This is a genomic window from Cytophagales bacterium (genome assembly GCA_019456305.1).
Taxonomy (GTDB): Bacteria; Bacteroidota; Bacteroidia; order Cytophagales; family VRUD01; genus VRUD01.
Genome location: VRUD01000053.1, coordinates 1 through 16,409 on the forward strand (window position 1 = coordinate 1; position 16,409 = coordinate 16,409).

10 protein-coding genes and 1 pseudogene are annotated in these 16,409 nt (G+C 35.4%); 5 read left to right on the forward strand and 6 right to left on the reverse strand.

The window, feature by feature from the left end:
* Nucleotides 1–1,440: 1,440 nt before the first annotated feature.
* From FVQ77_11690 to FVQ77_11705, 4 genes are all read left to right on the forward strand, one after another.
* Nucleotides 1,441–2,412, forward strand: coding sequence for a hypothetical protein (locus tag FVQ77_11690; GenBank protein MBW8050976.1), 972 nt, complete (start codon nt 1,441–1,443; stop codon nt 2,410–2,412).
* A 152-nt stretch (nt 2,413–2,564) separates the two neighbouring features.
* Complete coding sequence (locus FVQ77_11695) at nt 2,565–3,800, forward strand: AAA family ATPase (GenBank protein ID MBW8050977.1); 1,236 nt, start codon at nt 2,565–2,567, stop codon at nt 3,798–3,800.
* 297 nt (nt 3,801–4,097) lie between these two features.
* Complete coding sequence (locus FVQ77_11700) at nt 4,098–5,423, forward strand: DUF819 family protein (protein ID MBW8050978.1); 1,326 nt, start codon at nt 4,098–4,100, stop codon at nt 5,421–5,423.
* 179 nt (nt 5,424–5,602) lie between these two features.
* Nucleotides 5,603–8,116: a glycosyltransferase gene (locus FVQ77_11705; protein ID MBW8050979.1), complete on the forward strand. Its 2,514-nt coding sequence runs from the start codon at nt 5,603–5,605 to the stop codon at nt 8,114–8,116.
* Between the two features lie 32 nt (nt 8,117–8,148).
* On the opposite strand, the pseudogene FVQ77_11710 reads toward FVQ77_11705, so the two are convergent.
* The 3 genes and pseudogenes from FVQ77_11710 to FVQ77_11720 all read right to left on the reverse strand — a co-directional run bounded on the left by FVQ77_11710 (nt 8,149) and on the right by FVQ77_11720 (nt 12,490).
* Nucleotides 8,149–9,447 (reverse strand): annotated as a pseudogene (locus FVQ77_11710) (hypothetical protein).
* A 95-nt stretch (nt 9,448–9,542) separates the two neighbouring features.
* On the reverse strand, nt 9,543–10,532 hold the full coding sequence (locus FVQ77_11715) for a pyruvate dehydrogenase complex E1 component subunit beta (protein ID MBW8050980.1): 990 nt from the start codon (nt 10,530–10,532) through the stop codon (nt 9,543–9,545).
* A gap of 203 nt (nt 10,533–10,735) precedes the next feature.
* The gene (locus FVQ77_11720) at nt 10,736–12,490 is read right to left on the reverse strand and encodes a hypothetical protein (GenBank protein ID MBW8050981.1); all 1,755 of its coding nucleotides are present in this window, start codon (nt 12,488–12,490) and stop codon (nt 10,736–10,738) included.
* A gap of 341 nt (nt 12,491–12,831) precedes the next feature.
* Here FVQ77_11720 and FVQ77_11725 point away from each other — a divergent pair, with 341 nt between their 5' ends.
* On the forward strand, nt 12,832–13,050 hold the full coding sequence (locus FVQ77_11725) for a PspC domain-containing protein (protein ID MBW8050982.1): 219 nt from the start codon (nt 12,832–12,834) through the stop codon (nt 13,048–13,050).
* A gap of 87 nt (nt 13,051–13,137) precedes the next feature.
* Here the strand turns inward: FVQ77_11725 and FVQ77_11730 are convergent, their stop codons facing one another.
* Genes FVQ77_11730 through FVQ77_11740 form a run of 3 tightly spaced genes read right to left on the reverse strand, consistent with a single transcriptional unit; the run spans nt 13,138 to nt 16,408 of the window.
* On the reverse strand, nt 13,138–13,479 hold the full coding sequence (locus tag FVQ77_11730; protein ID MBW8050983.1) for a YbaB/EbfC family nucleoid-associated protein: 342 nt from the start codon (nt 13,477–13,479) through the stop codon (nt 13,138–13,140).
* A 54-nt stretch (nt 13,480–13,533) separates the two neighbouring features.
* The gene (locus FVQ77_11735; GenBank protein ID MBW8050984.1) at nt 13,534–15,636 is read right to left on the reverse strand and encodes a T9SS type A sorting domain-containing protein; all 2,103 of its coding nucleotides are present in this window, start codon (nt 15,634–15,636) and stop codon (nt 13,534–13,536) included.
* A 16-nt stretch (nt 15,637–15,652) separates the two neighbouring features.
* Complete coding sequence (locus FVQ77_11740; protein MBW8050985.1) at nt 15,653–16,408, reverse strand: hypothetical protein; 756 nt, start codon at nt 16,406–16,408, stop codon at nt 15,653–15,655.
* Between the last annotated feature and the right edge of the window lies 1 nt (nt 16,409).

Below are 16,409 nucleotides of genomic sequence, written 5' to 3' on the forward strand. Positions count from 1 at the left end.
AAATTTAAAACCGGCCCGGCACGAATTGCGCTGGGTGCAGAAAAAGAAAACAATTTTGAACTAGGGGTAGCCATTGTGCCTGTAGGGATCAATTATTCTAACCCCCACAGATTTCAAAGCGAACTGTTTGTAAATTTTTCAAAACCGATTGATATTTCTCAGTTCTTTGATCTGTATAAAAAGGACGAATTCAAAGCAGTAAGAGCCCTTACCAGACATATCAAAGAGCGCATAGCAGCGCATACGATAGATATTGAAAATGAAGCATTGGATGAATTGGTCAAAAACATTGAAGTTATTTACAAAAGCCGTTTGAAAAAAGAATTTGGCGTATCACCAGATGAAAAAGAACGTGATTATCTGCTAACAAAGGAGATCGTAGAAGCTGTACTTCATTTTCAAAGGCAAGACCCCAAGGGTGTTGAGAAAGTAAAGCAAAAAATACAGCGATATACAGATGACCTGAAAAAACTCGAACTAAAAGATCATTTGCTTAAAAAAGCTTCTCCCGGCCCTGAACAAAGTGAAGGGAAGGGAACCCGAAAAGGCTCACTATTGCTATATAGTCTCAAAACAATCGTCTATTGGTTACTTGGCTTCCCGTTTTATCTGTATGGACTTATAAATAACTACCTGCCCTATAAAATCCCGGGTTTCCTTGCTAATACCCTAACTAAACGTGAAGATTTCTACGGTTCGATTACGATGACAACAGGAATATTTACCTTCTTATTTTTTTATACAATACAAATATGGCTGGTTGCCTTATATATCCCGCTGGTTATTGATTCTACCTGGATTTTTCCCGGGTACTCCCCCCCGAGTTACTCAGGGGGACAGGCGGGATGGATTTCAATTGTATATGCTATTTCCTTGCCTTTTAGCGGCTTTTTTACCTGGCATTACTGGAAGTGGCTTATAAAAATTCGCAGAAGCTGGTTATTTATTTCTTTATTTTACCGGGAAAGCACGCTTATAGCAAAATTGATAAAACAACGGGAAGAAATTATCAATGCGCTTGAAAATGCCAAGCAAGAGTATTTAGATAGTAACTCAAACAACTTGTCCCGAGAACTCGGGATTCATGTTGAGCAAAAAGCAATACGATAGGGAAATAGAGGGAATAAGGAAATGCAGTTGGCAGTTGGCAATAGACAGTAGACAATATGACAATAGACAATGACTATGACAAGGGGTGGTTATCATCGGATGACTCTCCAGGTTGTGCGTTTGGGTCATCCGATGAATTTGCTGGCAATAAGGCAATAAGAAAAAAAGGAAATAGGCTCTTGAAAGAGCATTATAACTAAATTTTTTCTAAGACTTTACACGTAATTTAGTACGTTCACAATAGATTTCCCCGAAGGGCTTTTTTTAAAGTGAAGTCTTGGAAAAAATTTAGACTCTTAAGTAGTCATTATTAATAATAACAAAAAAAAAATGCTAAGTAAATTTAAAAACATATTATCCAATCTTAATTCTTTTATTCTAAGTATTTCCTCTATTGCCTTTATTTCCTCTATTTCCTTTATACCTTCTTTGAGAGCACAACCATTCGTGGATATATTGAATATCCAGTATCAGCGTTTTCCGGGGGCGCCTTATGATAGCGCCAATGCCAGCCTTATAACTGAACAGGTCACGGCCAATCTCTTTCTTCCCTTGCAATTGAAAAACAAGGATGTAATTGTACTTGGCAGCTCATTTGATAAATTCAGATTCCGATACTGGGGTGCATCCGATTCAATAAGATCAAAAACATGGTTATATGCTACCTCCTTGCAATTAGGTGGTATTAAACAATGGAAGGATGGAAAATGGAGCGCCTTGATGCTAATTATCCCCCGGATCAGCTCTGACTGGAAAAAACTATCTAAAAAACACTATCAGTTAGGGGGCGTGGTGTTATTTACTTATACAAAAAACAGTACATTGAAATATAAATTTGGCTTATATTACAATCGCGAATTTTTTGGCAATTTTTTCATGCCCCTGGCAGGATTTGAATGGAAAGTAAACGAAAAACTAAATATATTTGGCGTGCTGCCCGGAAGTATGAATGTTGAATACAAGCTGAATAAAAGTCTTTATACTGGAATAGCCTACAAATCAATTACAACTTCGTACAGGCTAAGTGACTCAACAAATAATTATTATGTCAGGGAGGGTCACCGGTTTTGGGGGCATTGGCAGTTGAAAGGTTTTATTAATTATTATGCAGTTAAAAATGTAGCCTTGTTCGCTGAATTTGGCGGTACATCCTGGCGGAGATATGAAGTATATAAAAATGGCAGGGAAAACAAAAAAGATCCGGTAACGGAACCAGGATCGTTTTACCCGGTTTACAGGAACTTTAAGAATGGGGTGTTTTTTAATGTTGGGATAGCGTTGAGGGTGAGATTAGAAAATTAATAATTATTATATTATTTGTAAATAATTCATTTAATCTTACTTTTGCAAATAGTAGTATACTACTATTATTATCAATATTTATAGTATTATAATACTATTATTTATTAATATCATTAGTATTTCGATACTGAATCTTTATTGAAGTTATAATAATGTTAGATGAACTATTATTATTAAGCCAGAATTTTATTAATATATACAATAAAAAGTATATACGTTATTTTTTAAAAACGAATGCCTTATCTAATCGTTTTTCTATTATTACCGGGCAAAGAGGAATAGGTAAAACTACAACAATGATCCAATATATTTTATTGCGATATGAAGAGGACACATACACATCAAAAGCGCTTTATATTCAGGCCGACCATTTCGTTGTTGGCAAGTATTCATTATATGAAATAGCCGAAGAGTTTTATAATTACGGGGGAGAATTGATTTGTATTGACGAAATTCATAAATATCCTAATTGGGCAAAAGAGATAAAAAGTATTTTTGATACATTCACAAAATTGAAAATAGTAGCTTCAGGAAGCTCAGCTATGGAAATTACTAAAGCCAGCCATGATTTAAGCAGAAGGGCAGTAGGATACAAAATGTATGGATTTTCATTAAGGGAATATTTAGAATTGACCTTAAGTATAACGTTAAATAAGTATTCTTTAGAGGAAATATTAAAAGATCATCAAAAAATTGCCAATGCTGTTTTAAAGAAGATAAGCGGTAAAGGGAACAAAATTCTATCTTTGTTCAAAAGCTATTTAGAATTTGGGTATTATCCTTACTATTTGGAATTTCCTGATATAAATCATTATTATATAACTTTAGAACAAAATATTCACGCTACTTTAGAAAATGATCTGGTAAATATCTATCCACATTTAACTGGCAATAGTATTAAGAAAATAAAGAAATTACTTTCAATAATAGCTTCATTAGTACCATTTACCCCGGATCTTAAAAAACTAAAATTATTATTGGATATTGGAGACGAAAGAACGCTAAAAGTTTATCTAAAATATTTAGAAGATTCAGGGATCATACTGATGACAAGTAAAGGGAAAAAAGGGTTTAAAGAGTTGGAAAAACCCGAAAAAATTTACCTTAATAACACTAATTTGATCTATTCACTTACAACAGCAAATAACGTAGAGATTGGCAATGTCAGGGAAACTTTTTTTATAAATATTTTTAATGCTCAACATAAAATTTCCACCCCTGAAAAAGGAGATTTTCTCGTTGATAATAAATATACTATTGAGGTGGGGGGTAAAAGTAAAGATTTTGCACAAATTAAGAATATTAAAAATTCATTTCTAGCAATAGATAATATTGAGATCGGGATTAGCAATAAAATCCCTCTGTGGTTATTTGGATTTTTATATTAACTGAGTAATATTGCTGGAAGTTTTCGGTTTTTACAGAAACTAATAAAAAATAGATGCTTTATGGCAACTAAATTGCCAGCAATTAAGCAGCGAGTTTAAACCTATGAGATTAGAGACGCCCAAATTGGGCGTCTCTAATCTCATCACAAACCATTTAACCATATAGCCATATAACCATTTGTTGATTAATAACGAAAGAATCTATTTATTACAAATTAATGTTGCAAAACTAAATTGTTGCTACACTATCGGTATGAGAAATGTTGAGTTTGTAAAAGATTGTAATTATTAATAATTATGCTCTTATCTATCTTTCAATCCCTGTTTTTCATCTTTTTCCCCGCTGTAATTATCTGGGGGACTAAACGCAGTAAGGTCTTGAACTGGTTGAGCCCGGTTGTGCTATGTTACATGACAGGTATGATACTGGCCAACATTAAATTTGTGCAGTTTGATAAAACAAGTTCCGAATATTTATTATTTATTGCCTTGGTTTTAGCTTTACCCTTGCTTCTTTTTTCTACTGATTTTATCAAATGGCTAAGCTATTCCAAAAAAACAATATTTTCCTTCTTGTTTTGTATAGTGGGCGTATTGATAAGTTCAATAGCAGCTTCATTTATTTTTACAAATGATATAGATTTGGCTGAAAACTGGGAAATATCAGGCATGTTGATAGGAGTTTATACAGGAGGCACGCCAAATATGTCTGCTATAGGATTGTCACTTCATAAGCAAGAGATCATTCCCCTGCTCAATACTACCGATATACTTATGAGCAGTGTTTATTTTATATTTTTGATGTTGTTGGCTCAGCGCCTGTTGCTTAAATTCCTTCCTGCTTACAAACCTGTCAATGCGCATAGCGCAGAGCCCCGCCAGCTGGCGGGGCATGGCTCAGAGCCCATGTCTGAAAGCATGGATGATAATAAAGAGCCCGGAATTGTCAGTACGGAAAGCTTTAGCCAGAGTAAAGGGAAAAGGAATGGCAAAGTCCCCCCTTCCCCGATTGCATCGGGACAGGCGGGGGGATTTAGGGGGGCTTTTAAAAAAGTTTCTTTTTCCATTTTTCTATCTTTAATTATTTTTGGTATTGGATATGGTTTAGCTTTTTTCCTTAAATCAATGGGAATACATTACGAAGAAGTTTATGAAGAAGTTACGCAAACCGTAAATAAGCAAGAATCTACCATAATAATAATTTTAACGGTTACAACCCTTGGAATAGCAGCTTCATTTATGAAAAAGATACGCAACCTGAAAGGCACTTTTGAATCAGGAGAATATTTGATGTTTATTTTTTGTATTACAGTAGCCAGTCTTGCAAACTTCAGTGATATTTTCAACGCGGGTACATTTTTATTGTCTTATGTTGCTTTTGTGATGGTAGGAGCGTTGTTCATTCATTTTTCTCTAGCTGCCATTTTTCGTATTGATGCAGATACGGTAATTATTACTTCAACTGCAGCCATATTTGGCGCACCTTTCATAGCGCCCATTGCTAATATATTGAAAAACCGGGAAATATTGGTTGCCGGGCTAACCACAAGCCTGGTAGGGTATGCACTGGGTAATTACCTTGGAATTGCTGTACATGATTTGCTAAAATATTTTCAAAATTAACAATCCGATGCCAATATACAAATGGATACTAACCTGCCGGCAGGCAGGTAATACGAATAAAAACCAGTATATAGTACTTGTTTGCGTAAATTATTGGTATCTAATTTATAATTTTATCTAACCCCGTTAGATATTTAACCTTACAAATAGGGAATAATATTCAACAGAGTTCCTTTTTTATGAAAACTTCAATAATAATATTAATAATATATCTAATGGGATCTAACGGGGCAAGCTGTTTATTTGCCACAGACCCTCCCCCTATAATAATAAATGATACCACCACGCATTATCTGCTTGGCAGCAATTTCTCATTACTTAAAGACAAAGAGAAAAAGTTAACGATCAGGGATATTATTTCCCCTGCATTTAAACAAGTATTTGTTTACAATGAAAAACAGAGGTTTAATTTCGGGCATGCCAATGCAGCTTACTGGATCAAATTTAAGGTCAAAAATGCCACAAGCGCTAAAATAGATCTATTTCTTGAAATTGATTACCATCTGATAGATAAGATAGATTTATATATACTTCAAAAGAATAATACCTTCATAGTAAAAAAATCAGGGGATCAAATTCCCTTTCATCAGCGGGAAATTCACCATCGAAAACCGCTGTTCAGGTTAACATTAAACGCCCATCAACAACAAACATACTATCTTAAAGCAGAAAACAATGGGGGAACGTTAAATTTACCCATTTCATTTTGGGTCCCTGAAGCTCACACTCAAAAAGATTATAAAGAACAATATATACTGGGCATTTATTACGGAGTATTGGCAATAGTTTTGCTTATTAATTTATTTTTGTTCAGAACACTAAGAGACAGAACATACCTTTATTATGTATTATATATATTTTGGATGGTGATCGCACAATTATCTTTAGATGGCTTTGCCTTTCAATATTTTTGGCCTAATTTTTCCTGGTTATCCAATCACATAATTCCTCTCTCCGCATGTCTTTCATATTGCTTTTTTATAAAATTCGCTCAATCATTCTTACATTCAAAATATTATCAACCAAAAATTGATAAACTATTATCTATAATATTGGTGCTTGTCATTTCTATACTTTTTATCTCTTTATTAAATAATCCCTTTTATGCTTTAAGTACTGTATTGATTGACTTTATAATTCCTATTATTGGCATTATAATACTAATAGCTGCCATATCTTCCCTGAAAACGAATTTTAGAGTGAATGTCTATTTTCTTTCCGGTTTTTTGATCCTGTTAATTGGCGTCAACGCCTTTATACTTAAAGAAAACGGGAAATTGCCTGGTTTTTTTCTTACAGACTATGCGATGCATCTTGGCACATCGCTGGAAGCTATTATGTTATCATTTGCCCTGGCAGTGCGTTTCAAGGTTTTTAAAGAAGAAAAGGAAAGGGCCCAGGTAGAAACCGTACTCCAGTTAACAAAAATGAACAAATTAAAAGATCAGCTTAATAAAGAGTTAGAACAAAAAGTACTGAAACGCACAAAAGAAATCAAACACCAAAAAGATATAATAGAGCAAAAGAATGAAGACATCATCGATAGTATTCGCTACGCCAAAAAGATACAGGCTGCTATCATGCCACCCATAGCTAAAGTTCAGAAAGTGCTACCCGATTCATTTATCTTATACAAACCGCGTGATATTGTGAGTGGGGATTTTTATTGGTTTGGCAGCCCCCCTGAAAAGGAGAAACGGAGAATCGGAGAAACGGAGAGAAGGAAAACGAAGCGATTCACCGATTCACCGACTCACCCATTCCCCGATTCGGGGGGAGGGCGATGTCCAGTGGACATCGAGCCAGCATTGCGGGATGGGGGCTTGGGGTTTGGGGGGGCTGGCAAAAGCAATGTGCTCGCTCATTTAGCCAGGAAGGTAAAAGGAGATTATTTTTTAACAACAGATGCAGATATCCAGATCCCTGAAAACTGGATAGAAGAAATGCTTAAAGGAATAAAAATGCAAGGATCCCGAGAATCGGGATGGATGCATGAACAAACATGCAATCATGCAACCATGCAACCATCAAAAAGTATTGGAATAGTTACAGGGGTCACTCTTATCAATGGGAACAACATATTCCACCACCTTCAGGCTATTGATTGGCTTTTTGCACTTGGGATGATCAAAGCGCTTTCAGAATTAAAAATACCCGTCACTGCCATGGGTAATAATATGCTGATCGTTAAAAAGGCGTATGATGATGTTGGCGGATATGAGTATCTACCCCCTTCTATCACAGAAGATTTTTTTCTTTTTAGAGCGATCACAAAAAAAGGATGGCAATTTAAAAACTTGTTCAATACCGGAGTCCTGGTAAAATCAGTACCACTAAGCTCAATCATTGAACTATTGCACCAGAGAAAAAGATGGATGAAAGGCGCTATGCAATTACCATTTTACCTGGTTTGTCTTCTTTTTATACAGGCATTATTTTATCCTGTTATAGTTACAGCGCTACTAACCCTCAAAGAGTTAATAACCTTACCGATCTTCATCACCATTGCAGCTTCTAAATTTTTATTACAAAGTCTTTTCATAGCTTTATTATTACAAAAATTAAAAGCAAAATATCTGCTGAAATATCTTTTAATTTATGAGGTGTATTCAAGCATTTTATCGGTGACACTCTTAATATTTTATTTTCTGCCAATAAAGGTAAGATGGAAAGGAAGGGTTTATAGCGCATAGTGCATAGCGCATAGAGCATAGAGCATAGCGCATCAAAACGTAATAAACACATTTGGCAGCAGCTTCTTCACTTTTTCTAACCCTGATTTTTTCCCTGGATTATTCCTCAGGTCCAGATAGTCTAACTTCAGCAAGTTACGCATCTGGTCAGGTAAAGTGTTAAGCTGGTTATCATGCAAATTTAGTATTTGTAAATTTTGCAGGTTGCCGATCTCAGCAGGTAAAGTAGTAAGTTTGTTATTATGCAATTCCAGTCTTCGTAATACTTCCAGCTTGCCAATCTCGGCAGGTAGAGCGGTGAGCTGATTATACTCTAATCTCAACTCTTGTAAATTCTGCAGACCACCAAATTCAGCAGGTAAAAAAGTGAGTTGATTTTTCTTCAAATCCAGTCTTTGCAAATTTTTCAGATTGCCAAATCCTGGGGGCAATTCGGTGAGTTGATTATCATGGATGGTCAACTGCTGTAAATTTTTCAGATTGCCAAATCCTGCCGGCAAAACAGTAAGCTTATTATTATGCAATTCCAGGATTTGCAATTTCTGCAGACTGCCAATCTCAGCAGGTAAACGGGTAAATCGGTTGATCCCTAGTCCTAATATTTGTAAATTTTGTAATTCACCAATTTCATCAGGTAAAGCAGTGAGTTGATTATTATCCAAATACAAAGTCTGCAAATTATCAAGCTTGCCAATCTCAACAGGTAAAATGGTAAGTTGATTAGAATTTAAACCTAATAGTTGCAAACTTTTTAGCTTTTCAATTTTATTGGGTATAACACTAAGTTGATTATCCCTCAAATATAGCACTTGTAAATTTTTTAGTTTGCAAATTTCAACTGCCAGACCGGTAAACTGATTATTTCTTAAATTTAGCTGCCTTAAATTTTGAAGTTTACTAAATTTAGCCGGCAAGGTGGTGAGCTGATTTATTCTCAAATTGAATTCCTGCAAATTTTTCAGCTTTCCAATTTTAGCAGGTAAAACGGTAAGTTTATTTTTCTCCAGGTTTAATACCTGTAGATTTTTCAGTTTGCTGATCTCAGCAGGTAATACTGTGAGTTGATTATCATGCAAATCCAACCGTTGCAGCTTTTTGAGCTTTCCAATATCAGCAGGCAACTCTGTAAGCATGTTTTTCCCTAAATTTAACTTATACACCTTTCCAGGTTCTTTTAAAGCCGCATCAAGTGATTTATATTCTTTAGCTTGTTGCAAGTGTTCTTCACTGAGCAATTTTCCCTGTCCGTTTACTTTAGATAATGTGAATGTTAAAAGTAAAGTGATAATGAGTGTCTTTTTCATCTATATATCAATATTGAGACGTGAGATTTGAGACATGAGATTTGAGGTAACTATGAGTGTTAAATTGCATAAATAATCTATAGAAAAGTTACGCAATTAGACACTATGAGTTATGACACGTCTCACGTCTCACGTCTCATATACATTACCGCTTTAATGGCTTCAACCGTGCGGGGTACGTTGGGTAAAGCAGCCTCAATCAAGGGAGGTGAATAAGCCAGGGGTGTATCCTTGCTGTTAATTTTGTGAATTGGAGCATCCAAATAATCAAAAGCATATTTTTGAATGTAATAAGCAATTTCTGAAGCTATACTTGCCAATGGCCAGGCTTCCTCTACAATAACCAGCCGGTTGGTTTTTTTTACAGAGTTTATGACACATTGATAGTCTAAAGGTCTGACTGTTCTCATATCAATAACTTCAACTGCAACGCCTTCTTTTTGCATTTCTTCAGATGCAGCAATTGCAACTTTCATCATTTTCCCCCATGAAACTACTGTTACATCATCACCGGCCTTTTTTATATCGGCAATACCAATTGGGATAAGATATTCACTTTCAGGTACTTCTCCCTTATCAGAATACATCAATTCTGATTCCATAAATATAACAGGGTCATTATCACGAATTGAAGATTTTAATAAACCTTTCGCGTCATAAGCATTGGAAGGAACAACTACCTTTAAGCCCGGACAGTTGGCATACCAGTTTTCAAAACTTTGCGAATGTTGAGCGCTTAGCATGCCTGCATTTCCAGTAGGTCCTCTAAAAACTATGGGTACTGAATATTGGCCTCCGGACATTAACATCATTTTTGCTGCTGAATTTATAACCTGGTCTATTGCTAAAAGAGCGAAGTTAAAGGTCATAAATTCTACCACAGGCCTAAGGTTATTCATTGCAGCGCCAACACCAATTCCAGCAAAGCCAAGTTCTGATATAGGCGTATCTATTACTCTTACCGGCCCAAATTCATCCAACATTCCCTGAGATACCTTATAAGCCCCATTATAGAGGGCAACTTCTTCACCCAACAGAAACACCTTTTCATCCCTGCGCATTTCTTCACACAATGCCTCTTTTAATGCTTCTCTGAATTGGATTTGTCGCATGAGTAAGTGTTAGGGCATCTCTAAAAACTACATATTTTTTAAAACACACCCCTTGCCCCTCTTGATAGAGGGGAATGTATGGTGTAGTTTTTAGAGATGCCCGTTAATAAATTGATACGTGATATCCGAAATGAAAGCAAAAAGCCCCGACCCCGAAAACTCGGAGCAGGGCTTTTTGTAAAATGACAAAGGTATTATAATAACTATTTCAAGGCATTCATGAAAGATTCAGCATCCCAATACTCTCTGAACTCTAAGTCTTTCATTGCTTTATCTACCAGCGAATCATCTAATTTTACAGCTTTCGTTAATTGTACTCCAAGCGTTTTATCATCTTTCATTCTTGCCGCAGTGATAGCAGCGCAATAATAAGCAAGCGCATTCTTTTCGTCTGCCTTAATTGCGTTTCCAAAACCCTCTTTTGCCTGAGCATAATTATTAAGCAGTAAATTTGCCAATGCTACATTGTAGATTACCTCAAATTTTGAATTATCTGCTTTTTTGAAGCTTTTGAGAGATTTCCGGTATTTCTTTTTACCTGATTTTATTTCTAATAAACCCTTTGTTGCATAAATACCTTTGGTTAATTCTTCATTAGCTTCCATTCCAACAGCTCTTGATACTGACAACAAGCCATCTGTTGTTCTGCCATTTAGCATATAAGCAAGTCCTAAATTATAATAACCTTCTGCAGATTCTTGCTTTTTATTTGCAATCTCCAGGTTGTTAATAGCTTCCAGCAGTTGTTTATCATTGTCTTTTATGGTCATTTCAACATATACTGCGCCCAGGTTATTATAAGCCTGCCAGCTATCTGTTTTATCTATGGCATTTTTATAAAGCTTCTCTTTTTCTGTAAGAGAAGGGGTTAAGGATCCTGCTTTTACGATCTCTGCATCTGTAAGATCACCTGCTTTTGCAGTGTCTGAAGCATCCAGGTCAATTTCATAATCGGCCTTAGCGGCTTTTTTTGAAACGATCTCACAACGTGCTACCCTTAAAGGCGGATAAACTTCATCCATCAATTTACTATAGAAAGAAAGTTTTTGTAACTTCTTTTCCTTTTCTTCAAATGTGCCTTCACCATCTATAATAGCATCAATTTCTGCTTTTTGTTCTCCGGAAATATCAGATTTTCCAATACCTTTTTTAAGGGATGTCCAATCTCTGATAACAGGTGTAAGCACAAACTGTATGGAACCTTTCGATTCATCCTTATAATCATATTCATCCATTTTTTGACGGTAATAGTTCTCCATTACCTTTGCACGATCACCTGCCAGGTTGGTGTTAACGGTTTCAGCACCTTCCGGAGAGTGCGAACCAATAATTGACACGGTTCCTGTAACATTTTTTTCTTCAATAAATGCGTCAAGGTGTTTGCCGTGCTCACCTTCCATTTCAGACTTCCTTAATTTGGATTTTCCTTTATCGAAGAAAAAGCTTAAGGTAGTCCTTTGAGTTTCATCAGGCATTGCCACGTCTGTATAAGCAACATAGGTGCTGGGCTGTACCAATCTTGATGTAGTAATTACCCCTTGAGCAATAGGCGCTTCAGGGCTCTTTTTGGCTTTACCACTCCCATCTGCCTTTGTCAAAACTCCCTGAATCATTACTTCTCCTCTTTGAAGTTCGGAGGAGGAATAATAAAAGCTTAAAGTTTTTGATAATTTTGGTTCTACGGTCTTACTGTCTGGAAAATTATCAAAAGTAAATTCAACACCACCTATAGGTAATGATTTACTACCATATTTGTAAAATGCTTCCACAGTGTACAACTTGCCTTTTTTTAGTATTTTAAGCGGCAAAACTGCCTCCACTTGAAAGCTTACACTATCACCATGAAGTTCAACAGGATCAGGTGTAACGGTCACTGCTTGATCTAATTTGGCACATCCGCCAAAAATTAGTGCTCCTATTGCAGTGAATACTAACGATAAATTCTTAATTTTGTCCATTGATTTAGTTATAAATTAGTTTATTGATACAATTAACTTCGTTTAAAAGTCGGGTGCAAATTTATTGCTATATATTTATTAACCAAACTTTTTTGATATTTTTTTTCATTAATACCTAAAAATTTATATTATTTGTTACTTTTGTCTAAATTTCCCCTGCGGAATGTATGATATTTTGAGAAGTAAAGCTATTTTACAGGATAAAACAGAACATAACTTCGTAAAATGAAACCACTAATTACACGAATTTAACTAATTAAGAATTACACTAATTTAATTTGTTTAATTCGTGTAATTCGTGGTTAAACATTGAGATTCCTATACAATAAATTAATTCAAATATGAAAAGACTACAAGCACTAGTTGAACTGCAGATATTTGGAGTCTGTACCAGGTTAGGAGAAAAACTGGGAATTGCTACCGGCAATATAAGGCTTTTTTTCATTTACACTTCTTTTTTAACTTTTGGATCCCCGGTCATTATATATCTTTGCCTGGCATTTATTATGAATATCAGAAAGCATTTGAGGCGAAAAAGAAGTACTATCTGGGAATTTTGAAACAGTCAGTTGATTAATAACGAAAGAATCTATTTATTACTAATTAATGTTGCAAAACTAAATTGTTGCTACACTAGTACTTAGTTCTTACAAGTTTTGGGTCAGGTTTGATAAATCCAACCCCGGTATATTGGGTAAGATATTTTCCGTATTCTTTTTGTATTCTTCTTTTATCTTAGCCTCAATATCTTCCATAGCTTTGTTAACAGCAGCGATAACAAGGTCTATTAACATATCAGAATCATCTTCTTTGATCAAATCCTTATCAATCTCAAGGTTAATTAACTTTCTATTCCCATTTATGGTGGCTTTGACCATGCCAGCCCCAGATTCTGAAGTGGTAGTAATAGCATCCAGGTTTTCCTGAACTTCTTTGAACTTGGCCTGAATTTCTTTCATGTTGCCAAGCATTTTTGAGATGTCAAACATACTATTTAAAATTAAATGTTATTGGCTTTACAATATTAATTGTTTTTTTTATAGTTATGGCTGCTTTATTATTAATATTTTCTTTGTTTCGGAAAAGTTTTTTGTGCTGAGGGTATAATAGTAAATGCCTGGCTGCAGGCTGGCAGCATTAAAGTTGATACGATGAATGCCTTTTGGCTGGTTTGGTTCATTTACCAATACTTTAACTCCCTGGCCGTATAAGTTATATATACTCAAATTCACCGGGCCTCCTTCTTTTAGCGTGTATTCTATGTTAGTAATATCAGAGAAAGGATTTGGATAGATTGAAGAATTATTTATATATTTATCTGTTACTTGCTCCTTGTCATTTTCACCAAGTTCATTTTTGGTTTCATTTTTAGCAAAAGGTGGAATGTAATTTGATATCTTTAAATTGCCTAATGCTGCACAAATGGGATTAATAGTTAGTACCGATTCCCCTCCTATTTCAGTTTCTCCTGTAACGAATATTTCTGTACCAGCTTCCATCAATAAATTACCTGAATTTGTAACTACAAAATTACAACCCGGATCACCAACTGTAATTTTACCCGGAACTTTGAATATTGCCGCTCCTGTTATATTAGTATCGCATAATACCAGATCAAGATTTGATTGATCACAAGAGATTTCAAATGGTTGAGTATATGCCAGCATATTTCCTGTACGATCATCTGACCAAACCGGGACTACTTTGCCATTGCTAATATCAATACCTAAATAGTCGCCTGCATAATGATTACTATAAATTTTGTCTCCTGACCATGCCACATCGCTAATGAGAAAATCCTCCCACATACTACCTCCATTATAAGAAACAGATACAAAAGTTGCTGTCGAATCGTTATTAATAAAAAGACGAGAATCGTAATAAATTACTACAAGTGCACCTGTAACGTCATCACAGGCTATCCATGGAAACCATTGATCTTTTCCATTGCCAACAGAATCCTGGTTCACTCTTATTGGTGAATTCCATGTAATTCCCTGATCTGAAGATTTGATCATATAAATATCTGGATCGCCAGTATTTACTCCAGGTACTCCCCTGTTTGCCCATACAAGATATATTTCACCATTTTGCTGATTTACAGACATTACAGGAAAGCTGTTGGTCCGCATGGTTTTGCCGCCACCTAATTGTGAGAAGAAACCAAATTTATCGCTTGGTTGAGCTCTTATTCCTTGAATACTATCAATAATAACTTGTGCTGTATCCCATGTAACACCTCCATCCACAGATTTTGTAAACCCGATCGCAATTTCGAGAAAAGCAGTATCAGCAATAACAGAATGATAAACAGCCCATGCCGCATACACCTCTCCGTTAGGGCCTGTTTGTATATTAACTCCCTGGTTAAGGCTTACGGGAGGAGGGAAGTTGCTACTCAAAAAAAAAGCGCCTGATGCAGGAACTAACCACGTAAGACCATCATCCGTAGAATATCTTAGTTCGATTTCTCCACTATTAGCGCCCCCAAAATGAGTCCATGCACAATAGAGATTCCCTTCATTAGGACTCATGATACTATTATCAACCCATAAATGATTTTTATCAAGACAAGCTCCCGTTGCAATTTCCACGCTATCCCAGGTTAGACCATTATCATCTGAAAATGAAATACCTTGATTACAAACAGGAGCCGTAATATAATTAACATAAAATCTGCCATTGCGGCCTATGGCTACTGCTGGATCAGCTTGACTATTATGTAGATTAGCTGCAACTCCTGACCAGCTAAAACCGCCATCAGTAGAAAACATACCATTGACACCTATATTATTAGGTGATGGCCAGCTACGGGAATTGTTAGAATTTAAAATGATATCCGGATTTACAGGACTGATAAAAACAGAATTTTCTGAAAGGGTTATATCTGCAGTATCTTTAATTAAACTATCATTAAAATTAAACGGATTAAAAACTTTTAATTGATTAGCCTGGAAATTATGCCCTTTTTTTAGTAGGGTATTCTTTATTTGAGGTTTTATTGATTTTTTATTCAAAGCCAAGCGATTTTTATAAAACGCACTACTCCATACAAGGTTATACCATTCAGGTTCATTGATAGTTTGTCCGTTCGTTATAAGATTAGAACAAATCAGAAATATCATTATAAATTTACTTTTCAACATAATACTATTATTGTCATTATTTTAATTTTATTAATTTAATGAGATCAAAATATGTCTTCATATCATAACAATTCTGACACCCACCAGCACTAATACGAACCACAATGGTGTCAGTTGGCTGTGTTGATATTGTATCGGTTAATGTATATTTTGCCCAAATATTTGAAATAGGTTTATCAAAAATTTCTTTTTCTTGTGTTAACTGAGAAGGAAAAAATTGACCTTTTTGCTCTAAAACACCTATTGTTAAACTCCCTTTCCACCCGGTTTCACTTTTCATCCATGCTTCAAGCTGATATATGTTAGTGCCTGATTGCCCTGTAATGTATGTTTCTGCCCACTCCCCCCACGGTATCCATGTCGCTCCTAACCAAAAAGACCATATTCCTCCATTTGGCGGTGCATCTTGTACTATATCGGTAGAATCATCTAAAACATAACCATCCCATCCTACTGTTACAGGCTTGCCATTACATTCAAAACTTTCGTTAATAATTAAATTTTGAGCGGTAGTATCACTGGCACAAGCGCCTTCTGTCCAATAGAGTACACCATTGTTCTCAGCTTTACATGCATTTGCATAAGTTATACTGTCACAGCCACAAACCGGTTCATAAATAGTAAAACAACAGGAGTCAGGATTAATTTTAGTTGTATCTATACATCGATCAGAAGAACTTACCGGAATATTCGAATCCTTTTTACAGGAACAGGACATAATTACAAACAATCCTATTAATAAAATAAGTTGGTTTTGAATCTTTGATTTCATT

What these genes read in the sequence shown, in the direction of transcription:
- FVQ77_11695 (MBW8050977.1), top strand. Translation starts at nt 2,565, where the DNA reads ATGTTAGATGAACTATTATTATTAAGCCAGAATTTTATTAATATATAC.
- FVQ77_11730 (MBW8050983.1), bottom strand. Translation starts at nt 13,479, where the DNA reads ATGTTTGACATCTCAAAAATGCTTGGCAACATGAAAGAAATTCAGGCC.
- FVQ77_11720 (MBW8050981.1), bottom strand. Translation starts at nt 12,490, where the DNA reads ATGGACAAAATTAAGAATTTATCGTTAGTATTCACTGCAATAGGAGCA.
- FVQ77_11700 (MBW8050978.1), top strand. Translation starts at nt 4,098, where the DNA reads ATGCTCTTATCTATCTTTCAATCCCTGTTTTTCATCTTTTTCCCCGCT.
- FVQ77_11735 (MBW8050984.1), bottom strand. Translation starts at nt 15,636, where the DNA reads ATGTTGAAAAGTAAATTTATAATGATATTTCTGATTTGTTCTAATCTT.
- FVQ77_11715 (MBW8050980.1), bottom strand. Translation starts at nt 10,532, where the DNA reads ATGCGACAAATCCAATTCAGAGAAGCATTAAAAGAGGCATTGTGTGAA.
- FVQ77_11690 (MBW8050976.1), top strand. Translation starts at nt 1,441, where the DNA reads ATGCTAAGTAAATTTAAAAACATATTATCCAATCTTAATTCTTTTATT.
- FVQ77_11705 (MBW8050979.1), top strand. Translation starts at nt 5,603, where the DNA reads ATGAAAACTTCAATAATAATATTAATAATATATCTAATGGGATCTAAC.
- FVQ77_11725 (MBW8050982.1), top strand. Translation starts at nt 12,832, where the DNA reads ATGAAAAGACTACAAGCACTAGTTGAACTGCAGATATTTGGAGTCTGT.
- FVQ77_11740 (MBW8050985.1), bottom strand. Translation starts at nt 16,408, where the DNA reads ATGAAATCAAAGATTCAAAACCAACTTATTTTATTAATAGGATTGTTT.